Raw genomic sequence first — 19388 nt, 5'->3', positions numbered from 1 at the left:
GAGGCACCCATCCAATGAAGGAGTGTCTTCCATGCCTGAAGCCGTCATCGTCGAGGCAGTGCGTTCACCAGTCGGTAAGCGCAACGGAGGCCTCTCCGGAGTGCATCCGGCCGAGCTGTCCGCGCAGGTGCTCAACGGTCTCGTCGAGCGGGCCGGGGTCGACCCGGCGCTGGTCGACGACGTCATCTGGGGTTGCGTCATGCAGGCTGGTGAGCAGGCGCTCGACATCGCACGCACCGCGCTGCTGACGGCCGGCTGGCCGGAGTCGGTGCCCGGCGTGACCGTGGACCGGCAGTGCGGATCGAGCCAGCAGTCGGTGCACTTCGCCGCGGCCGGTGTGGTCGCCGGCCATTACGACGTCGTCGTCGCCGGTGGCGTCGAGTCGATGTCGCGGACCCCGATGGGCTCGTCGCTCGCCGGCGGCGGCAACCCCTACCCCGCCGGATTCAAGGACCGCTACAGCAAGACGCCGAACCAAGGCATCGGCGCCGAGATGATCGCCGAGCAGTGGGGCTTCAGCCGCACCGATCTCGACCAATACTCTCTTGACTCGCACGAAAAAGCCGCTGCGGCACAGGATTCCGGCGCGTTCGACGACCAGATCGTGGCGATCAAAGACCAGGACGGTAACCCGGTTCTCAAGGATGAGGGCATCCGGCGCGGCACGACCCTGGAGAAAATGGGGCAGCTCAAGCCCGCGTTCAGTGAAGACGGAGTGATCCACGCCGGCAACAGCTCTCAGATCTCCGACGGCTCGGCCGCACTGCTGTTCATGTCGGCTGAAAAGGCCAAGGAGCTCGGTCTCAAACCGCTGGCGAAGGTGCACACCGCTGTGCTCGCGGGAGCCGACCCGGTGATCATGTTGACCGCGCCGATCCCGGCCACGCAGAAGGCGCTCAAGCGGTCTGGCCTGACGATCGATCAGATCGGTGCCTTCGAGGTCAACGAGGCGTTCGCTCCGGTGCCGATGGCGTGGCTCAAGGACATCGGTGCCGACGAGAAGCGGCTCAACCCCAACGGCGGGGCGATCGCCCTCGGTCACCCGCTCGGCGGCTCGGGCGCCCGCATCATGACCACGCTGCTGTACCACATGCGCGACAACGGAATTCAGTACGGACTGCAGACCATGTGCGAGGGTGGCGGCCAGGCCAACGCCACCATCCTGGAACTGCTGTGAGCGATGATCAGCCCCAGCCCGGCGCGCTCGTCGAGCGCCGTGGCAACGTCATGGTCATCACGATCAACCGGCCCGAGGCCCGCAACGCCATCAATGCGGCCGTGTCGATCGCCCTCGGTGACGCGCTGGAGGAGGCGCAGAACGACCCGGACGTGTGGGTGGTGGTGCTCACCGGGTCGGGCGACAAATCCTTCTGTGCCGGAGCCGATCTCAAAGCGCTCTCGCGCGGCGAGAACATCGGGCACCCCGACAAGCCCAAGTGGGGTTTCGCCGGCTACGTCCGCCATGCCATCGACAAGCCGACCATCGCCGCGGTCAACGGCACCGCCCTGGGCGGCGGCACCGAACTGGCGTTGGCCAGTGATCTGGTGGTCGCCCAGGAAAGCGCCGCATTCGGTCTGCCCGAGGTGAAGCGGGGCCTGATCGCCGGCGCGGGCGGCGTGTTCCGGATCGTCGAGCAGATTCCGCGCAAGGTCGCGATGCACATGATGCTCACCGGCGAGCCCATCAGCGCGGCGGACGCGCAACGCTGGGGGCTGGTCAACGAGGTCGTGCCCGACGGGACCGTGCTGAACGCCGCGCTCGCGCTGGCCGAACGCATCACCGTCAACGCCCCGTTGGCCGTTCAGGCCAGCAAGCGGGTCGCTCGCGGTATCGACGACGGGGTCGTCGTCGACGAGGAAGCCGGATGGACCCGCACGATGCGCGAAGCCGTCATGGTCTTCAGCTCGGAGGATGCCGCGGAAGGCCCACTCGCGTTCGCTCAGAAACGTCAACCTGTCTGGAAAGCCAAGTAAGGGAATCGATCATGAAGCGCACCATCTACGAAGCCGAGCACGAGGCGTTCCGCGACACCGTGCGCGGATACATCGACAGTGAACTGGTACCCAACGCCGAGAAGTGGGAGGCCGATCGCATCGTCGACCGGTCGGCCTACGTCGCGGCGGGCAAGCACGGCCTGATCGGGTTCAACATGCCCGAGGAGTACGGCGGTGGCGGCACCGACGACTTCAGGTTCAACGCGATCATCGACGAGGAGATCGCCAAGGCCGGTGTGCCCGGACCCGGGCTGAGCCTGCACAACGACGTCGTCGCGCCCTACTTCAAGGATCTGACCACCGACGAGCAGAAGGAGCGGTGGCTGCCGGGGATCGCCAGCGGCGAGACCATCATCGCGGTCGCGATGACCGAGCCGGGCGCGGGCAGCGACCTCGCGGGCATCCGCACATCGGCCGTGCGTGATGGGGACGACTGGATTCTCAACGGGTCCAAGACCTTCATCTCGTCGGGCATCAACAGCGACCTCGTCGTCGTCGTCGCCCGCACCGATCCCGAAGCCGGCCACAAAGGTTTCTCGCTGCTGGTCGTCGAGCGTGGCATGGAGGGCTTCAGCCGCGGCCGCAAGCTCGACAAGATGGGCATGCATGCTCAGGACACGGCCGAACTGCACTTCGAGAACGTCCGAGTGCCGAACGCCAACGTGCTGGGCAAGGAGGGACGCGGCTTCTACCACCTGATGCAGAACCTGCCGTCAGAGCGGCTGTCGATCGCGATCTCCGCGATCGCCGGCGCGCGCGAAACCTGGCGTCAGACACTGCAATACGTCAAGGACCGCAAGGCCTTCGGACAGCCGATCGGCAGCTTCCAGCACAACCGGTTCCTGCTCGCGGAGATGGACACCGAGCTCGACGTGACCGAACAGTACGTGGACCGGTGTCTGCAGGCCATCGTCGACGGCGAACTGACCGCGGTCGAAGCGGCCAAGGCCAAGTGGTGGGCGACCGAGGTCGCCAAGAAGGTGGTCGACCAGTGCGTGCAGCTGCACGGTGGCTACGGCTGGATGATGGAGTACCGCGTCTGCCGTGACTACGTCGACGGCCGCATCATGACGATCTTCGGTGGTACGACCGAGATCATGAAGGAGATCATCGGCCGCGACCTCGGCCTCTAGACGGAACTTCGGCGTGGTTGTCGTCGCTAGGCGACGACAACCACGCCGAAATCACTAACCGATCGGGGCTTCGGCGGCCGGAGTGGTGGTCTCGGCCGGCAGCGGCGCCGCGGCCGTCGTCGTCGGCGTGGCCGACGGGGTCGCCGCCTCCGACGTCGACGATGTGCTCGTCGGCGTGGTCGGGGCCGGTGCGTCCGCCGGGTTCAGCACGTGATCGACCAGGTAGATGCGCGCGTTTTGGGCCTGGATGCCACCGCACACCACCTTGGTGGTCTCGTTGACCTTGAGGTCGTCACCGGAGCCGGTGACCTCGATCTCGGTGCCCTCCTGGGTGGGCCGCTGACCCTTCACGTCATCGGGGCCCAGCAGTCCGAGGAACACGTGGTAGTACAGCAGGCTGGTCAGCGCGGCAGGATCGGTACGCAGCATCTCCTGCTGCTCAGGCGGCAGCTCGGCGAACGCCTCGTTGGTGGGCGCGAACACCACGAACGGGCCGTTGTCGAGCACCGGGTCGATGTTGACGGCCGGGTTGAGCTGGCCGGACACCGCCGCGTTGAACGAGCTGATGTCCGGGATGCTGGCCAGCACCTTGCTGACGGGCAGATTGGCCAGGCTCTTCCAGTTCGGCACCGCTTGCTTGAACGGATCGCACTTGCCCTGCGGGTCGGGGATCTCGGCCGTCACCGTCGTCGTGGTCGGCTGCGCGGATGCGTTCACGGCCAGCGGAACCGACAGGGCGATCGCGGCGGCACTCGCAGCGATGCCGATGGCCTTGCTGGGGCGGGTCTTCACGTTCTGCTCCTCATGCTCGTCAGGTCGCTTGGCATGCTAAGCGCACGCTCGGGTCACGACCAAGTCGAGAATGTGTCGCGGTTGCGCTACGAAGCGTTACAGAAGAGTTGCTGACCTGCGGTTATCAAGCGCCGACGGCGGCCGTGCAGAGGTCTTCGGAGAGATGCCACAGCGTCAGGGCGCGGGCCTCGTCGGTGGCGTAGGGCGCAGCCTCGGCGACCGCGCAGTCGGACAGGTAGACACCACCCAGCTCGGTGACGTCGTCGCTGACCGCAGCCCACACCTGCGTGGCGGCGCCGTACTCGGGCGTCGTGAACTGCCGATTGGTGCGCCCCCGTAGGTTCAGCGCGGCGAAATCCTGCTCGTGCATGTGCCGGGCCAGCGACGTCGCGACGATGCCGGGATGCACCGCGTAGGCCCGCACGCCGCTGTCGCGCAGCCGCCGATCCAGTTCGACCGCGTGCAGCACGTTGGCGGTTTTCGACGCGCCGTATGCGGCGAACTTGTCGTAATCACGGCGCTCCCAGTTGGAGTCGTCGAGGTCGACGTCGCCGATCCGGTGACCCTCCGACGACAGGTTCACCACGCGAGCGCCGTCGGCGGCGACCAGGGCGGGCAGCAGCGAGCGGGTCAGCTCGAAGTGACCGAGGTGGTTGGTGCCGAACTGCATCTCGAAACCGTCGACGGTCCGCTCGAACGGGGTGAACATGACCCCGGCGTTGTTCATCAGGACATGCACGGCGGGGGTGAGGTCGCTGATCTGCGCCGCGGCCGCACTCACCGATGTGAGCGACGCGAGGTCCAGATGCACCGTCGCCGTCAGCGCCTGCGGCACCTGCTCGTGAATCCATGCGTCCGTATCGGCGAGCGCTGACGTGTCCCGGCCCGTCAAGACCACCCGGGCGCCAGTGATCGCCACGCATCGGGCCGACTCCCGGCCCAGTCCCGACGTCGCGCCCGTGATCACGACGGTCTTGCCGGTCAGATCGACGCCTTCGACGATCTGCTGAGCGGTGGGGGTCGACGTCACTGTCACGACGAGAGGATCGCACGCGCCCGCTGGGGAAGTGGTAGCCGACCCTACGATGGCGCCATGCCGGAGCCACTGATCCTTCCCGTTCTTGGGCACGCACCGCAGCTGCACCCGCAGAGTTGGGCCGCCCCGAACTCCACCCTCGTCGGCCGGATCATCCTGGCCGAGGGAGCCAGCGTCTGGTACGGCGCCACGTTGCGCGCCGAGACGGAGGACATCGAGATCGGGCCGGGCAGCAACATCCAGGACAACGTGACGGTCCACGTCGACCCGGGCTTCCCCGCGCGCATCGGTGCGGGCGTGACCGTCGGGCACAACGCGGTGCTGCACGGCTGCACCGTCGGCGACGACACGCTGATCGGGATGGGAGCAGTGGTCCTCAACGGGGCCACCATCGGCGCCGGATGTCTGATCGCGGCTGGGGCCGTGGTGTCCCAGGGTGCCGACATCCCGCCCGGAACCATGGTCGCCGGGGTGCCCGCGAAGGTGCGCCGCGAGCTCGGCGACGCCGAGAAAGAGGGCATCCGGACCAACGCGCTGCTGTACCAGGAGCTGGTCAAATTGCACCGTGACACAGGCAACGTCTGACATACCGATGGTTGGGGTACAGGCCAGTCGTGGGTAATCGGACTCTGGTCACCGGCGCGAGCGGCTACATCGGCTCTCGCCTCGTCGCGGCACTGCTGGCCGACGGCAACGACGTCGTCGCCGTCAGCCGCAACCCGGAGAGGCTGCGCGAATTCGGTTGGCACGACCGGGTTTCGGCGGTCGAGCTGGACGCAGGTGACGCCGACTCCGCGCGCCGGGCCTTCGACGACGCCGGGCCGATCGACGTCGTCTACTACCTGGTGCACGGCATCGGCCAGCCCGGATTCCGGGAGGCCGACAACCAGGCAGCCGCCAATGTCGCCGAGGCGGCCAAGGCGGCAGGGGTGCGCCGCATCGTCTACCTCGGCGGGTTCGTGCCGCAGGCCGCCGACGGCGGACCGCTCTCGGAACACCTGGCGAGCCGCGCCGAAGTCGCCCACGCCCTCCACGTCGACGGGGGCCCCGACGTCGTCTGGCTCGGCGCGGCGATCGTGCTGGGCGCCGGGTCGACGTCGTTCGAGATGATGCGCTACGTCGCCGACCGATTCCTGCTCCTGCCCATGCCGGCATGGTCGGCCAACCCGATCGACCCGATCTCGATTCGCGACGTGCTGCACTACCTCGTCGCCGCCGCGGACGAGAAGGTGCCGGCAGGCTCCTACGACATCCGCGGCCCTGAGACCACCACCTACGGGGATCTGCTGCGCACCTATGCGCGCATCGCCGGAATCTGGCGGACCCCGGTTCCGGTCTACGGCATCGACACCGGACTGGTGTCCGCGGTCAGCGGCGTCATCCTCCCGGTGCCCGGCGGCTTGGCGGGCGACCTCATCGAATCGCTGGACTTCCCGATGATGGCCACCCAGGACGGACTCGCCGGGTTGGTGCCCGATCCGCCGGGCGGCCTCACCGGCATCGAGGACGCGATGCGCGCAGCCATCACCAGCCCGCGACGCCGGCCGGTCGACAAGCTCGCCGACCCGCACCACCTCGCCGACACCGATCCCGACTGGGCGGGTGGCGATGCGCTGCGGCTGCGTCAACTCGCCTGCGCCGTCACGCCCACCGCCGTCCAGCCGGTTCTCGGGCTGCTCGGTCTGGTGCCCAAGCCCGTCGCCGCTGCCGTTCGTACCGGTCTGGACCACGTGATCGGACTGGTGCCCAAGGGGAGTATTGCGTGAACGCTGACGACCACACGCCGCTGTCCGGCGAGATCAAACAGATCGCTCGCGCCAAGGCGCCGGCATTCAACGAACCGCCGTCGATGGTCACCCGCCGCAAGTTCGTCGTCGGGGTCTTCCTACTGATCGGTGCGGCGCTGCTCGGCTACTCGCTCAGCCGTCCACCCGGCGACAGCTCGTTCGTCTGGCTCACGCTGGCGCTGGCCGCGGTCTGGGCGATCGGGGCGTTCCTGTCCGGCCCGCTGCACTGGGGGCACGTCAGCTTCCGCGGGCGCAACCAACGCCCGGTCATCACCGGTACCGCTGTCGGGCTCGGCTTGGGCGCGATCTTCGTCGTGGGTGCGTTGGTGGCGCGCCAGATCCCCCCGGTGCGCGACTACATCACCAGCGTGCTCGAGTACGTCAACACGGCGCCGCTGTGGGTGATCGCGTTCATCACGGTGATCAACGGCTTGGCCGAGGAGATGTTCTTCCGCGGCGCGCTCTACACCGCATTGTGGAAGTACAAGCCGGTGCTGGTATCGACCGTGCTGTACGTCATCGCGACCGCGGCCACGACCGGCAACCCGATGCTGGGCTTCGCGGCGATCGTCCTCGGCACCGTGTGCGCGCTCGAACGCCGCGCCACCGGGGGAGTGCTCGCCTCGATGCTGACGCACTTCTTCTGGGGTCTGGTCATGGTCCTCGCGCTGCCCCCGCTGTTCGGGGTCTAACGCAGCGGGTGCGCGAGCTCGTCGCGCCGCATTCGGGCCGCGGCCATCGCTGTGGCCGCCAGCAGGACCGGCATCAGACCCGCGACGAGGAAGATGGTCTGCATCGAGACCACTTTCGACAGCGGGCCGATGATCGCGAACGACACCGGCATGAAGGCGAGTGAGACAAAGAAGTCCAGGCTCGACACCCGGCCCAGCATCGCTGGCGGCACCCGCCGCTGCAGGAGCGTGCCCCAGATGACCATGCCTGCGCCGTCGGTGACGCCGATGACGAACGTCGCCGCCGCCATCGCCGGGAACGACGACGTGACGCCGACGATCACGAGCGGGATCGAGCCCAACCCCCACATCGTCATCATCACGGTCAGGTACCGGCGGGGAAGCTGTCGTGACGACACCGCCAGTGCGCCCAGCGCGCTACCCAGACCGAAGAACGCCAGGACCAGCCCGTAGGTCTGCTCACCATCGGCGAACCGCTCGGCCACGATGAACGGCAGCAGGACCTCGATGGGGCCGAGCACCACCAGCACGAACATGCTGGCGAACAGCAGTGTCCACAGCAGCCACGGTGTGCGCCAGACGAATCCGACGCCGTCGCGCAGATCGCGCAGCAACCGTGACTGTGGTTGTGCGAGAGCGGGTGTGGTGGCCGGCCGGGTGGCGATGAGCAGCGCGAGGCCGACGCCGAACAGGACTGCCACCACGAGTGCGCCCGCAGCGGGGAACGTCGCGCCGATGAGCATGCCGGCCACCGCGGGTCCTGCCGCGCGCTGGAACACCGGCCGGACGATCCCCTCGACGCCGTTGGCGGCCAGCAGCTGTTCGGCCGGCAGGATGCGCGGTAGCAGAGCGGAGTAGGCGGGGAAGAAGAACGCGGCCGCCACCCCCAGCGCGCCGGCCGCGACCGCGAGATGCCAGATCCGTAGCGTGCCGGCGAAGCCGAGCACCGCGACGGTGGAAACCACTGCGGTGTTGACGATTTCGACGACGATGATGATCGCCCGCTGGGGGAGTCGGTCTGCGGCCAGGCCGCCGACGAGTACGAACGCGACGAGACCCAGGCCCAGGCACGTCGCGACCAGCGACAGCGAGGTGGGGTCGTTGTCGATGGCGATCACCTGCAACGTCATCACCACCGCCCACATGCCTTCGGCGAAGATCGACAGCGATACCGCGGCGATGAGGAGGCGGTACTCGCGAAACTGGAAAGGCGCGAGCACGCGCCAGCGGGCATCTGCCGCCGGCGTCTCGATCTCGAAGTCTGTGCTCACCGATCGATGGTGGCTGACGAGTAGTGGTCGCGTCGAACGATTTTCGAGTGCTGCCGGGGTGCCGAGCGGGCGTCGGCACTCCTGCCCGGGCGTGCCGAGATCGACGAAATGGCGCCCGGTACTCGCACTTTTCCGCCCAAACGTCGGTTTGGGCGGAAGGGTGTGGGGGTCAGGAGTCGGTGAAGGTGGGCTCTCGGCGCTGTTGGAAGGCGCGTGCGCCCTCGCGGAAATCGCCGGCCTCGAGCAGGATCAGCTGACCCTCCTTCTCGCGCTCCAGCGCACCTTCGAGCTCGGCCAGCGTCGCCGCGTTGACCGCGTCCTTGGTCTTGCGCTGAGCGACGGCGGGGCCGCGGGCCAGCCGCGCGATCACCGCGTCGACCTCCGCGGCGAAGTCATCGGCCGGGTACACCGCGCTCACGAGCCCCCAGTCGAAAGCCTCGGCCGCGGGAATGCGCTCGGCGAGCAGCGCCATTCGCATCGCACGGATTCGCCCGATCGCCGCGGCGATCAACGCCGACGCCCCGCCGTCGGGCATCAGCCCGATCTTGGTGAAGGCGAGCATGAAAAATGCTTTCTCCGAAGCCAATACGACGTCACAGGCCAACGCCAGGGACGCCCCGACACCCGCCGCGGCGCCCTGCACCGCGGCGACCGCCGGCTGCGGCAGCGCCACGATCGCGCGGATGCACCGGTTGGCGGCATCCAGCACCTCGGCCGGTGTACCCGCCGCGCCGGGGTTGGCATGGTCGGACTCGCTGATGCCCGCGCCTGACGAGAAGCCACGCCCGGCGCCTTCGATGCGCACCACCCGCACCTCGGGGTCGCCGGCGGCGCGTTCGAGGGTGTCGGCCAGCGTGGTCAGCATCGGGGCGGTCAGCGAGTTCAGGCTGTCCGGCCGGTGCAGTGTCACGGTCAGCACGCCCGCATCACGGCTCACCCGGAGGTCGTCGATATCCACGTAGTCCTGCGTCGTCGCCATAGTCAGGCACCCTAGGTCGGCCGAGAAGGTTATACAAGTAAGCTATGTCGGGCTCGACCGAGCGACCGAGACGAAGGGCGGTTGGAGATGGCTGGACCTCTGCAGGGACTACGCGTGGTGGAGTTGGCAGGCATCGGCCCTGGCCCCCATGCGGCGATGATCCTCGGCGACTTGGGCGCCGACGTCGTGCGCGTGGAACGTCCCGGTAAGGGCGGCGGCGCACCCAGCGGGGACTACCTGCTGCGCAACCGGCGATCGATCGGTGCCAACCTCAAAGACCCGGCCGACGTCGAGAAGGTACTGAGCCTGATCGCCAAGGCCGACGTGCTGATCGAGGGGTTCCGCCCCGGGGTCACCGAACGGCTCGGCCTGGGCCCTGAGGACTGCGCCAAGGTCAACGAACGCCTCATCTACGCGCGGATGACCGGCTGGGGCCAGGACGGACCCCGGGCGCAGCAAGCCGGCCACGACATCAACTACATCTCGCTCAACGGCACGCTGCACGCGATCGGCCGCGCCGGTGAGCGCCCGGTGCCGCCGCTGAACCTCGCCGGCGACTTCGGCGGCGGATCGATGTTCCTGCTGGTCGGGGTCCTCGCAGCGCTGTGGGAGCGGCAGACCTCGGGCAAGGGTCAGGTCGTCGACGCCGCCATGGTCGACGGCTCCAGCGTGCTGATGGCGATGATGTGGGCGTTCCGCGGCACCGGCATGTGGAGCGACGAGCGCGGCACCAACATGCTCGACACCGGTGCGCCCTACTACGACACCTACACCTGCGCCGACGGCCGCTACGTCGCCGTCGGAGCGATCGAGCCGCAGTTCTACGCCGAGATGCTCAAGGGCCTGGGGCTCGACGCGGCCGATCTGCCCGACCAGAACGACGTGAGCCGGTGGCCCGAACTGCGGGCGCGGCTGACCGAGGCGTTCGGCGCGCACGATCGCGACCACTGGGCGAAGACGTTCGCCGGCACCGATGCCTGCGTCACGCCGGTGCTGTCGTTCGCCGAGGTCGAATCCGAACCGCACAACACCGAGCGCGGAACCTTCTACCAGGAGAACGGGAACCTCTACCCCGCGCCGGCCCCGCGGTTCTCCCGCAGCGTGCCGGATTCCCCGGAGGCGCCGGGCGTGCCGGGTGCCGACACCGAAGCTGTTCTGCAGGACTGGGTTTAGCCAACAGAAAGGAATCGATCAATGGAGATCAAGGACGCTGTCGCGCTCGTCACCGGAGGTGCATCCGGTCTCGGTCTGGCGACCACGAAGCGCCTGCTGGACCGTGGTGCATCCGTCGTGGTGATCGACCTCAAGGGTGCCGAGGCGGTCGCCGAGCTGGGGCCGCGCGCCAAGTTCGTCGAGGCCAACGTCACCGATCCCGAGCAGGTCAGCGCAGCGCTGGACGCGGCCGAAGAGATGGGCCCGGTCCGCATCGACGTCAACTGCGCGGGCATCGGCAACGCGATCAAGACCCTCGGCAAGGAGGGGCCTTTCCCGCTCGACGGCTTCCGCAAGGTGGTCGAGGTCAACCTGATCGGCACCTTCAACGTGATTCGCCTTGCGGCTGAACGCATTGCGAAGACCGAGCCGATCGACGGGGAGCGTGGCGTCATCATCAACACCGCGTCGGTGGCAGCGTTCGACGGCCAGATCGGGCAGGCCGCCTACTCCGCGTCCAAGGGCGGCGTTGTCGGCATGACGCTGCCGATCGCGCGTGACCTCTCCCGCGATCTGATCCGCGTCGTCACCATCGCGCCGGGCCTGTTCAAGACTCCGCTGCTGGGCTCGCTGCCCGAGGAGGCGCAGGCCTCGCTGGGCAAGCAGGTGCCCCACCCGGCGCGTCTCGGTGACCCCGACGAGTACGGCGCCCTGGCCACGCACATCGTCGAGAACCCGATGCTCAACGGAGAGACGATCCGTCTCGACGGCGCGATCCGGATGGCCCCGCGATGAGCGCTTGCGCGAAGAGCCGAGGGCAGAGGTGAGCATCCGCACGAAGTTCACCGAGACCTTCGGTGTCGAGCATCCGATCGCCCAGGGCGGTATGCAGTGGGTGGGTCGCGCGGAACTCGTTGCGGCCGTTGCCAATGCGGGCGGGCTGGGGTTCCTGACGGCGCTGACGCAGCCGACGCCTGCTGACCTGGCCAACGAGATCGCCAAGACGCGGGACCTGACCGACAAACCGTTCGGCGTGAACCTGACGATCCTGCCGACGATCAACCCGCCGCCGTATGACGAGTACCGCCAGGTCATCGTCGACGCTGGCATCAAGGTCGTCGAGACGGCGGGCTCCAACCCGGCGCCGCACCTGCCGATGTTCCACGACAACGGCATCAAGGTGCTGCACAAGTGCACCTCGGTGCGGCATGCCGTCAAGGCGCAGAGCCTGGGCGTCGACGGCATCAGCATCGACGGGTTCGAATGTGCGGGTCATCCCGGGGAGGACGACATCCCGGGCTTGGTGCTGATCCCGGCGGCCGCGGACAAGATCGAGATACCGATGATCGCCTCCGGCGGGTTCGCGGACGCCCGCGGACTGGTGGCCGCGCTGGCACTGGGCGCAGACGGCATCAACATGGGATCGCGGTTCATGTGCACCCAGGAGTCGTGCATCCACGACAACGTCAAGGACGCGATCGTTGCCGGGGACGAGCGGGGCACAGAGCTGATCTTCCGGACACTGCACAACACGGCGCGGGTGGCATCGAATGCGGTGTCGCGGGAGGTCGTGGAGATCCTCAAGGGCGGCGGTCAATTCGACGACGTGAAGGATCTGGTGGCCGGGTCGCGGGGCCGGAAGGTGTTCGACGACGGAGATGTCGACGCCGGGATCTGGACTGTCGGTACGGCCATGGGCCTGATCAATGACATCCCGACGGTGGGCGACTTGGTGTCGCGCATCGTGGCCGAGGCGGAAGACTTGATCCGCGGCCGGTTGGCCGGGATGGTCGCGCAGACCTCAGCGGTCTAGAACAGCGGGAAGAGCGCGCGTCCGTCATGGGCGCGCGCTCTCTTGTCACACTGCGAAGGGGAGGAACTGCTCGTCGTCGAGCTGCTCCGACGTCAATCCCTCGACGAGAACATCGCCGTGGTAGAGGGCGTCGAAATCAACCTTGATGACATCAGCATTGGTGTCGTCGATCCACATGTACTGAACAGTAACCTCGGGGTCTAAGGAAACTTTGAGTCCAGACTCGGAAAACTGTGGCAATTCTTACCCGCGGGTAGGTTCAGCTGTATACCGGACCTCTGACGGTCGTTTGTGAGGAGCTCTCGGATGGCCACCACTGTCGACAACCCGTTCTTCGCGCGCATGTGGACCGCGATGTCGGCCCGCGAACCGGAATCGGTGCGGCGGTTGCGCCGGGAGAACCTGGCCGGCCTCGCGGGCCGCGTGCTCGAGGTGGGCGCAGGCACCGGAACCAACTTCGCGTTCTATCCGGCCACGGTCACCGAGGTCGTCGCTGTCGAACCCGAGCGCAGGCTCGCCGTCATCGCAGAGCACGCGGCGGCACTGGCGCCGGTGCCCGTCACGCTGACCGCCGACACCGTCGAGGGATTCCAGGCCGGCGGGCAGTTCGACGCGGTGGTGTGCTCGCTGGTGCTGTGCTCGGTCGAGCATCCCGGTGAGGTCGTCACCCATCTGTTCTCCCTCCTGAAGCCGGGGGGCGAGATGCGCTACCTGGAGCATGTCGCCGGTTCCGGAGCCAGGGCCGGTTTGCAGAAGGTCGCGGACGCGACGATCTGGCCGCGGCTGGCGGGCAACTGCCACACCCATCGCCACACCGAAGAGACCATCGCCGGGGCGGGCTTCCGTCTGGAAGGGGCACGCCGGGAGTGGACGATGCCCCGCTGGGTGCCGCTCCCGGTCGCCGAGTTCGCGATCGGCCGGGCCGTCAAACCCGCGTCGTCAGCGAGTCTCTAGCCGATCAGCGCGGGCAGCCGCTGCAGCAGCCCGGGCAGTGCGGTGCCCGCCTTCTCGCGCAGTGACACCGTCGCGCTGCGCGACAGCGGCGTCGGCTCCGGGTTGACCTCGATCACCGGGGTGCCGCTGGCCACCGCCATCTCGGGGAGCCCGGCCGCGGGATAGACCACCGACGATGTTCCGACCACCACGACGACGTCGGCGCCGACCACCGCGTCGACCGACTGCTGCCAAGCCCGGTCGGGCAGCGCCTCGCCGAACCACACCACGTTCGGCCGGATCAGCCCGCCGCAGACCGCGCACCGCGGCGGGTCGACGGACTCGACCGGCTCGGGCATGTCGGGCACCGCGTCGTTGTATGCGGTTCCGCAACTGTCGCAATGGAATTCGAAGAGGCTGCCGTGGACGTGGTACACCTTCGTGCTGCCGGCCCGCTCGTGCAGATCGTCGACGTTCTGGGTGACGACACGCACGTCGGCGTAGTCCTGCCAGGCGGCGACGGCGCGGTGCGCGTCGTTGGGTGCGACGGTCGCCATCATGTGGTGGCGCCACAGATACCAGGCCCACACCCGATCGGGATGCGCCCGCCAGCCGTCCGAGCTCGAGATCTCGTAGGGATCGACGTGGGCCCACAGGCCGGTCTCGACGTCCCGGAACGTCGGCACACCGCTTTCGGCCGAGATCCCGGCGCCGCTGAAGACCGTCACCTGCACTCCACCAAACTAGTCGCTGTGGGCGATACTGAGCACGTGGCCGAGTTGGGGGATTGGGTGCACGTCGACACGCAAGCGGCCCGACCGCTGTTCGACCAGCTCAGAACGCAGATCATCGAGGGTATTCGGGACGGCCGGCTCACGCCGGGCACGCGCCTGCCGACCGTGCGGGAACTGGCCGGCCAGCTGGGTCTGGCGGTCAACACCGTCGCCCGCGCCTACCGTGAGCTGGAAGCCGCCGGCATTCTGGAAACCCGTGGCCGGTTCGGCACTTTCGTCGCGAGCTCGGACCCGGCCGACTCTGCGCTGGCTGACGCCGCACACACCTATGTGTCGGCGGCCAAAGCGCTGGGGGTCGGGAAAGGGCAGGCGTTGCGCTATGTCGAGGCGGCGTTCGGCTGATCAGCCGAATTCGAGCAGCGTGGTCAGCGGCCGCAGCGGGTCGAGCAGCGGCAGCCGCTGCCAGGTCCACAGCACTGCGTTGAGCAGACGGCCCCGGGCAGGTTCGGCCGGCAGATCGTGTACGGCCCGCACCCCGGGCACCGTGTTGGCCAGATCGGCGAGCTCGGCGACCGTCAGCGAGAACGGCATCGGCGGAACGCGGTAGCGCAGCGAGGTGCGCATTCCGCGGCGGGCCAGCGCGGCGAATCCCGACGGCGGGAGATCGAAGATCATCTGGCCGCCGGGGAAACGGGCGGCGCACTCGGTGATGATCGACATCGCTTCCTCGGGCTGCAGATACATCAACAGTCCCTCGGCCGTGATGAACACCCCGTTCTCGGAGTTGCTGCCGGTGTCGACCCCGTCCATCCAGCTGAAGTCGAGCGCGGACTGCGCGCACTCGGTGATGCGATCCGACGGCGGCAGGATGGCCCGTCGCAGGTCGATCATCGGCGGCAGGTCGACACTGAGCCACGAGAAGTCGTGGCCGACCCCGCCGGTGGTGTCGAGTCGATAGAAGCTCGTCTGCAGACCCTCGGCCAACGCCACCACCGTCGCCTTCGGATGGTCGCGCAGATAGCGGCGGGCGTACTTGTCGAACAGGTTGGCCCGCAACGCCATGTCCTGGCGGCGCGTGAAGCCGAACTTCGCGAAGTCGAAGTCGATCGAGTCCATCAGATGGATGGCCATCGGGTCGTCGATGATCCCGTCGGGGCGGCGCGCCTCAGCCGCTCGCACCGCGAGCGTCATCAACGCGGTCTCCGAGACTCCCGTCAGATCCGCAGCGTGCTTGGGCGATCGTGTCATCCGTGGTGATCTCCGTCTTCGCTCTCAGGCTGCCAACAGCTTGTCGATGGTGCGCAGATTGCGGGTCGTGGTCGAGGGCTTGTACCGCTTGTCGCCCATGGTCTTGCCGACGGTGCTGTCCAGTGTCGACCCCTTGGGCACCTGCCAGTAGACGACGCCGTCACCCGCCTCGATCTTCTCCTTCGGCCCGGGCGACAGCGCGGCCAGCTCGCCGAGAACCTCGGGGTCACTGACGAACGTGACGTAGGACTGGTGACCGTCGCGTTCGCGCTCGAACGGATAGGCGGCGGAGATGTCGGCCAACGTGTCCATGTCGTACACCAGAACCCAAGCGTCGTAACCGAATTCGTCACGCAGTGCCTTTTCGGCTTTCTTGCGGACACCGGCGGCCCCGGCCCGGCTGCTCACGAGCACGTTGCCCGTCGCCAGCACCGTCGTCACATCGGTGAAGCCGGCGTCGGACAGGGCGCGCGCAACTTCGGGCATCTTCAGCTTGACCCCACCCACGTTCACCCCGCGCAACAGCGCGACATAGTGCGTCATCGCGGGGTCACCGTGTTGTGCATGAGGTCCACCTGTTCGATCATTCCACTTCCTGCGCCGACGTACCCTCAGGTGATGACACGCGACGTGTTCGACGACAAGCTGTTGGCGCTGATCGCCGGGAACTCGCTGGGGGTGTTGGCCACCCTCAAACGCGACGGCAGACCGCAGCTGTCGAACGTGTCCTATCACTTCGATCCGCGGACGCTGACGATCTCGGTGTCGATCACCGAGCCGCGGGCCAAGACGCGCAACCTGCGCCGCGATCCCCGCGCAGCCATCCATGTCAGCTCCGACGACGGCTGGGCCTACGCGGTGGCCGAGGGCGATGCCGTGCTCACCCCGCCTGCCGCCGACCCGAACGACGACACCGTCGCGGGGTTGGTCGAGCTCTACCGCGAGATCGCCGGGGAACACCCCGACTGGGACGACTACCGCCGCGCCATGGTCGACGACCGGCGGGTGTTGATGCGCCTACCCATCGGACACCTCTACGGCATGCCGCCCGGCAAGCGCTGAGCGGCTACGCTTGCGCCATGGCATCCCAAGGGTCGGCCGAGTCGTCCGATACTCCCGAGGACGAGAACAAGCGCAAGTTCCGTGAGGCGCTGGAGCGCAAGAAAGCTCAGGCGGGCGGCGGCTCCAACCACCGCGACGGCGGTACGAAGCAACCCCGTGCGCACGGCCCGCTCGAGAACCGTCGCGAGTTCCGCCGCAAGAGCGGCTAACTCACCTTCCCGCAGCGGCCGCCTCACGCGGCGGCTGGGTGACCGGGCGCTCGTCGCGGGCCAGTGCCCTCGCCGCGATCAGCGCGCACAGCGTCACGGCCACCAGCGGTAGGCCCAGATCCTTGAGGCCCCACCCGACCGATGCCAGCGTCGCCGCTCCGGCGATGCAGAGCAGCGATCCGACTGCGGCACTGCGTGCCCCCGGCACGGCCACGAAGCCGCCGTCCCACAACGGAAGTGGGCCGTTCTCCAGCGGGCGCAGCGCGACGAACGCGGCAGCGACCGCTGCCGCCATGATCGCCACCTGCAGGACGGACACGACGACGAAGTCCGGCGCGGCGGGGTCGAAGCGCGGGAAGCCCAGGTAGTCGAACGCGAGATGGATGGCGAGCAGCGGTGGGATGTGCCACAGGTACAGCGTCATCGCTCCGGAGTTGCCGATCGCCGTCGCCCACCACACCCGTGGCCGCCGCGCCCACCGGCCGATCGCGGGCGCAGCGGCAATTGCCAACGCGCACATCATGATCGCGTGCCCAGCCAGTAGCAGCGACGGCGGCGTCATGTTCTTCAGATGCTGGCTCTCCAACCCCACCAGGCTGAGCTCGTACGGGCCGAAGGCCACCAGCGCCACGTTGACGCCGAACGCGACGAGCGCCGTCGTCAGCGCCGTGCGGCCGCGCAGCAGGCCGCGGCGATAGGCGACGCCGAAAGCGCCGGGGATCAACCACATCGCGAAGTTCAGGTAGCCGAGCGCCGACCAACCGTCGACGCTGATGCGTAGCAGGTCGACCCCGGCGACCACGCCGTACAGGACGGCCACCGTCGTGACGAAGCGACGGGTCGTGGTGATCCGCGCGAGCAGCGGCACCGTGGCGAGCACCAGGACGTAGGCGCCGAGGAACCACAGCAGCTGGATGGAGATCCCGGCGATGGGTTCGTAGACGTGCACGGGCAGCACGTCCCGCGCGACGACCAGCGTCACAGCCCAGATCGCCAGATAGGAGAACACCGGCCGGTACAGGCGGGTGCAGCGGCGCATCAGCCAGTCGCCCCAGCTCGCGCCCGGCGTCCACGTCTGCACCGACGCGGCCACGCCGGCGAAGAAGAACAGCGGCATGATCTGGAAGACCCACGTCAGCGCCTGGAACACCGGCGACACCGTCAGCAGGTTGGTCCAGACGAAGACGCCGTCACGGATGGTGCTGGTCGCCATCACGGTATGACCCACGACGACTCCGACGAGCGCGGTGATGCGGATGACGTCGATCGCGCGATCGCGCTCGGGCGGGGTGGCTGCCTCTACCTCATCGGGGCGGGGAAACCGCATCCGTTGGCTCATGCCCCGAAACTAGCTGCGGCTCGGCATCCTCCGAATGAGTAGAAGCACTCAGGATCGCGATCAGGCAGCCGGCAGCGAGAACGGCGACCGCGATCGCGAACGCCACCCCCGAGGTGCGCAATCCCCACGCCTGGGCGGCCACGCCCTCACCGACCACGGGAACCGCGATCGCGACATAGGCGACGACGAAGTAGGTGGAGCTGACCTCGGCGCGCCGGTCGAGCGGGGTGCGTTCAGACACCGCGGCCAGCCCCCGGCTGAAGCTGATGCCCTGGCCGATGCCGGAGATGACGGCCGCTGCGATCAGGCCCGGCAGCGAGCCGACGTGCAGGGCCACCGCCAGCGTCGCCATGCCGGCGATCAGGATCGCGCAGCCGATCGCCACGGCCCGTTCGGGATTCATGGTCCGCGCCGCGACCTGGGCCAGCGCCGAGGTGAGGAAGATCGTGCCGGCGATGAGCCCGGCCAGCGCGTGGTTGCCGATGCCGATGACCTCGGCCAGGAAGGACGGCGCCACCGCGGCGAACAGGCCGGTGACGGCGAACCCCGCGAAACCCGCGAGCGCGGCCACGATGAAGACCGGCCGCGCCTCCGGCGGCACCGCCAGACGCTGGAACCCGAGCCGGCCCTGCCGCGGGGAGGTCTCCCGTGAGCACAGCACCGCGACCGCGGCGGCGACCGTCAACGCGAGGTGCACGACGAAGCTCAGGTCCAGCGGCCGTGGCGCGTACTGCACGAGCACGCCGGCCAGCACCGGACCCAGGCCCAACCCGCCGATGTTCACCACCGAGGCGACCGCGGCCGCGCGGCTCCGCCACGCCGGCGGCGCCGCCTCGATCACCGCCGCCGTCGCCGTCCCGGTGAACAACCCGGCCGACAACCCGGACAGCACCCGGCCGACGAGGAGTTCGGGCACCGAGTCGGCCAGGACGAACACCACGGCGCTGGCCGCCGCCATCGCGATCCCGGCCAGCAGCACCGGCCGCCGGCCCACCACATCGGACCAGCGGCCGAACAGCAGCAGCGCCGACAGCACGCCGCCGGCGTATGCGGCGAAGATGATCGTCGTCGTCAGCACGTGGAAGTGCAGTTCCTCGGCGAACAGTGCGTACATCGGCGTGGGCAGCGTGGTGCCGACCATGATCGCGGCGAACGCGTAGCCCAGCAGAGCCATCGAGTAACGGTGCACGGACATTCTCAGCGGCATACCCGC

The 19388-nt window shown here is 68.3% G+C and carries 23 protein-coding genes; 13 read left to right on the top strand and 10 right to left on the bottom strand.

The features are described 5' to 3' along the window. Positions 1-31: 31 nt before the first annotated feature. The 3 genes from ACZY1G_RS06190 to ACZY1G_RS06180 are packed head-to-tail and all read left to right on the top strand — an operon-like array spanning position 32 to position 3128. On the top strand, positions 32-1177 hold the full coding sequence (locus ACZY1G_RS06190; RefSeq protein ID WP_463815490.1) for a thiolase family protein: 1146 nt from the start codon (positions 32-34) through the stop codon (positions 1175-1177). After that, complete coding sequence (locus tag ACZY1G_RS06185; protein WP_463821894.1) at positions 1174-1974, top strand: crotonase/enoyl-CoA hydratase family protein; 801 nt, start codon at positions 1174-1176, stop codon at positions 1972-1974. The genes ACZY1G_RS06190 and ACZY1G_RS06185 overlap by 4 nt, the downstream gene beginning before the upstream one ends. 11 nt (positions 1975-1985) lie before the next feature. Continuing rightward, positions 1986-3128: an acyl-CoA dehydrogenase family protein gene (locus ACZY1G_RS06180; protein ID WP_463815493.1), complete on the top strand. Its 1143-nt coding sequence runs from the start codon at positions 1986-1988 to the stop codon at positions 3126-3128. A gap of 54 nt (positions 3129-3182) precedes the next feature. Here ACZY1G_RS06180 and ACZY1G_RS06175 read toward each other — a convergent pair whose 3' ends face one another. Both ACZY1G_RS06175 and ACZY1G_RS06170 read right to left on the bottom strand, forming a co-directional pair. After that, positions 3183-3920 carry a fasciclin domain-containing protein gene (locus tag ACZY1G_RS06175; protein WP_463821893.1) on the bottom strand — a complete coding sequence of 246 codons (738 nt, stop codon included), beginning with the start codon at positions 3918-3920 and terminating at the stop codon, positions 3183-3185. 124 nt (positions 3921-4044) lie between these two features. Then, on the bottom strand, positions 4045-4950 hold the full coding sequence (locus ACZY1G_RS06170; RefSeq protein WP_463822215.1) for an SDR family NAD(P)-dependent oxidoreductase: 906 nt from the start codon (positions 4948-4950) through the stop codon (positions 4045-4047). Positions 4951-5013: 63 nt separating this feature from the next. On the opposite strand from ACZY1G_RS06170, the gene ACZY1G_RS06165 reads away from it, so the two are divergent. From ACZY1G_RS06165 to ACZY1G_RS06155, 3 genes are read left to right on the top strand one after another with little or no spacing between them, the layout of a single operon-like run. Beyond that, entirely contained in the window at positions 5014-5541 is a 528-nt protein-coding gene (locus ACZY1G_RS06165) for a gamma carbonic anhydrase family protein (protein WP_463815496.1), read from the top strand. A 29-nt stretch (positions 5542-5570) separates the two neighbouring features. After that, positions 5571-6722 carry an NAD(P)H-binding protein gene (locus tag ACZY1G_RS06160; protein ID WP_463815497.1) on the top strand — a complete coding sequence of 384 codons (1152 nt, stop codon included), beginning with the start codon at positions 5571-5573 and terminating at the stop codon, positions 6720-6722. After that, positions 6719-7435: a lysostaphin resistance A-like protein gene (locus ACZY1G_RS06155; protein WP_463815498.1), complete on the top strand. Its 717-nt coding sequence runs from the start codon at positions 6719-6721 to the stop codon at positions 7433-7435. Before ACZY1G_RS06160 ends, ACZY1G_RS06155 begins: the two co-directional genes overlap by 4 nt. On the opposite strand, the gene tet(V) is transcribed toward ACZY1G_RS06155, so the two are convergent. Together tet(V) and ACZY1G_RS06145 are read right to left on the bottom strand one after the other, a co-directional pair. After that, positions 7432-8688: a tetracycline efflux MFS transporter Tet(V) gene (tet(V), locus tag ACZY1G_RS06150; RefSeq protein WP_463822214.1), complete on the bottom strand. Its 1257-nt coding sequence runs from the start codon at positions 8686-8688 to the stop codon at positions 7432-7434. The two genes, ACZY1G_RS06155 and tet(V), sit on opposite strands and share 4 nt — an antisense overlap. 187 nt (positions 8689-8875) lie before the next feature. After that, complete coding sequence (locus tag ACZY1G_RS06145) at positions 8876-9685, bottom strand: enoyl-CoA hydratase (RefSeq protein ID WP_463821892.1); 810 nt, start codon at positions 9683-9685, stop codon at positions 8876-8878. A gap of 87 nt (positions 9686-9772) precedes the next feature. Between ACZY1G_RS06145 and ACZY1G_RS06140 the strand changes: the two genes are divergently transcribed. From ACZY1G_RS06140 to ACZY1G_RS06130, 3 genes are read left to right on the top strand one after another with little or no spacing between them, the layout of a single operon-like run. Further along, the gene (locus ACZY1G_RS06140; protein WP_463821891.1) at positions 9773-10858 is read left to right on the top strand and encodes a CaiB/BaiF CoA transferase family protein; all 1086 of its coding nucleotides are present in this window, start codon (positions 9773-9775) and stop codon (positions 10856-10858) included. A 21-nt stretch (positions 10859-10879) separates the two neighbouring features. Further along, entirely contained in the window at positions 10880-11632 is a 753-nt protein-coding gene (locus tag ACZY1G_RS06135; protein WP_463821890.1) for a 3-hydroxyacyl-CoA dehydrogenase, read from the top strand. 28 nt (positions 11633-11660) lie between these two features. Then, a complete protein-coding gene (locus ACZY1G_RS06130; protein ID WP_463821889.1) occupies positions 11661-12650 on the top strand; it encodes an NAD(P)H-dependent flavin oxidoreductase in 990 nt (329 codons plus the stop codon). A 45-nt stretch (positions 12651-12695) separates the two neighbouring features. Here ACZY1G_RS06130 and ACZY1G_RS06125 read toward each other — a convergent pair whose 3' ends face one another. After that, the gene (locus tag ACZY1G_RS06125) at positions 12696-12827 is read right to left on the bottom strand and encodes a hypothetical protein (RefSeq protein WP_463815503.1); all 132 of its coding nucleotides are present in this window, start codon (positions 12825-12827) and stop codon (positions 12696-12698) included. Between the two features lie 129 nt (positions 12828-12956). Here ACZY1G_RS06125 and ACZY1G_RS06120 point away from each other — a divergent pair, with 129 nt between their 5' ends. Continuing rightward, positions 12957-13604, top strand: a complete 648-nt coding sequence (locus ACZY1G_RS06120; protein ID WP_463815504.1) for a class I SAM-dependent methyltransferase — start codon at positions 12957-12959, stop codon at positions 13602-13604. Here ACZY1G_RS06120 and ACZY1G_RS06115 read toward each other — a convergent pair. Further along, positions 13601-14317 (bottom strand): NAD-dependent deacylase, encoded by a 717-nt coding sequence (locus tag ACZY1G_RS06115; protein WP_463815505.1) that lies wholly within the window; start codon positions 14315-14317, stop codon positions 13601-13603. The genes ACZY1G_RS06120 and ACZY1G_RS06115 overlap by 4 nt on opposite strands. Before the next feature lie 36 nt (positions 14318-14353). On the opposite strand from ACZY1G_RS06115, the gene ACZY1G_RS06110 reads away from it, so the two are divergent. After that, positions 14354-14719: a GntR family transcriptional regulator gene (locus tag ACZY1G_RS06110; protein ID WP_463815506.1), complete on the top strand. Its 366-nt coding sequence runs from the start codon at positions 14354-14356 to the stop codon at positions 14717-14719. On the opposite strand, the gene ACZY1G_RS06105 is transcribed toward ACZY1G_RS06110, so the two are convergent. Together ACZY1G_RS06105 and ACZY1G_RS06100 are read right to left on the bottom strand one after the other, a co-directional pair. Beyond that, a complete protein-coding gene (locus tag ACZY1G_RS06105; RefSeq protein WP_463815507.1) occupies positions 14720-15565 on the bottom strand; it encodes a class I SAM-dependent methyltransferase in 846 nt (281 codons plus the stop codon). 24 nt (positions 15566-15589) lie between these two features. Beyond that, positions 15590-16108, bottom strand: coding sequence for a DUF1697 domain-containing protein (locus tag ACZY1G_RS06100; RefSeq protein ID WP_463821888.1), 519 nt, complete (start codon positions 16106-16108; stop codon positions 15590-15592). A 75-nt stretch (positions 16109-16183) separates the two neighbouring features. Here ACZY1G_RS06100 and ACZY1G_RS06095 point away from each other — a divergent pair, with 75 nt between their 5' ends. Next, positions 16184-16627, top strand: a complete 444-nt coding sequence (locus ACZY1G_RS06095; protein ID WP_221356634.1) for a PPOX class F420-dependent oxidoreductase — start codon at positions 16184-16186, stop codon at positions 16625-16627. Between the two features lie 17 nt (positions 16628-16644). Next, complete coding sequence (locus ACZY1G_RS06090; protein WP_463815511.1) at positions 16645-16836, top strand: DUF5302 domain-containing protein; 192 nt, start codon at positions 16645-16647, stop codon at positions 16834-16836. Between the two features lies 1 nt (position 16837). Here the strand turns inward: ACZY1G_RS06090 and ACZY1G_RS06085 are convergent, their stop codons facing one another. Beyond that, positions 16838-18175 carry an acyltransferase family protein gene (locus ACZY1G_RS06085; RefSeq protein ID WP_463821887.1) on the bottom strand — a complete coding sequence of 446 codons (1338 nt, stop codon included), beginning with the start codon at positions 18173-18175 and terminating at the stop codon, positions 16838-16840. After that, positions 18141-19382: an MFS transporter gene (locus ACZY1G_RS06080; RefSeq protein WP_463821886.1), complete on the bottom strand. Its 1242-nt coding sequence runs from the start codon at positions 19380-19382 to the stop codon at positions 18141-18143. The genes ACZY1G_RS06085 and ACZY1G_RS06080 overlap by 35 nt, the downstream gene beginning before the upstream one ends. Positions 19383-19388 lie beyond the last annotated feature (6 nt).

This window comes from Mycobacterium sp. IDUB_5 (assembly GCF_055419565.1).
Note: the sequence above shows the minus strand (reverse complement) of the source record. Positions and strands in the feature narration are given on the sequence as shown.

Bases quoted from the DNA above. Each gene is read 5' to 3' on its own strand.
- ACZY1G_RS06125 (WP_463815503.1), bottom strand. From the start codon at position 12,827: ATGTGGATCGACGACACCAATGCTGATGTCATCAAGGTTGATTTCGAC.
- ACZY1G_RS06080 (WP_463821886.1), bottom strand. From the start codon at position 19,382: ATGCCGCTGAGAATGTCCGTGCACCGTTACTCGATGGCTCTGCTGGGC.
- ACZY1G_RS06165 (WP_463815496.1), top strand. From the start codon at position 5,014: ATGCCGGAGCCACTGATCCTTCCCGTTCTTGGGCACGCACCGCAGCTG.
- ACZY1G_RS06120 (WP_463815504.1), top strand. From the start codon at position 12,957: ATGGCCACCACTGTCGACAACCCGTTCTTCGCGCGCATGTGGACCGCG.
- ACZY1G_RS06190 (WP_463815490.1), top strand. From the start codon at position 32: ATGCCTGAAGCCGTCATCGTCGAGGCAGTGCGTTCACCAGTCGGTAAG.
- ACZY1G_RS06085 (WP_463821887.1), bottom strand. From the start codon at position 18,175: ATGAGCCAACGGATGCGGTTTCCCCGCCCCGATGAGGTAGAGGCAGCC.
- ACZY1G_RS06105 (WP_463815507.1), bottom strand. From the start codon at position 15,565: ATGACACGATCGCCCAAGCACGCTGCGGATCTGACGGGAGTCTCGGAG.
- ACZY1G_RS06090 (WP_463815511.1), top strand. From the start codon at position 16,645: ATGGCATCCCAAGGGTCGGCCGAGTCGTCCGATACTCCCGAGGACGAG.
- ACZY1G_RS06140 (WP_463821891.1), top strand. From the start codon at position 9,773: ATGGCTGGACCTCTGCAGGGACTACGCGTGGTGGAGTTGGCAGGCATC.
- ACZY1G_RS06095 (WP_221356634.1), top strand. From the start codon at position 16,184: ATGACACGCGACGTGTTCGACGACAAGCTGTTGGCGCTGATCGCCGGG.
- ACZY1G_RS06180 (WP_463815493.1), top strand. From the start codon at position 1,986: ATGAAGCGCACCATCTACGAAGCCGAGCACGAGGCGTTCCGCGACACC.
- ACZY1G_RS06100 (WP_463821888.1), bottom strand. From the start codon at position 16,108: ATGACGCACTATGTCGCGCTGTTGCGCGGGGTGAACGTGGGTGGGGTC.
- ACZY1G_RS06135 (WP_463821890.1), top strand. From the start codon at position 10,880: ATGGAGATCAAGGACGCTGTCGCGCTCGTCACCGGAGGTGCATCCGGT.
- ACZY1G_RS06145 (WP_463821892.1), bottom strand. From the start codon at position 9,685: ATGGCGACGACGCAGGACTACGTGGATATCGACGACCTCCGGGTGAGC.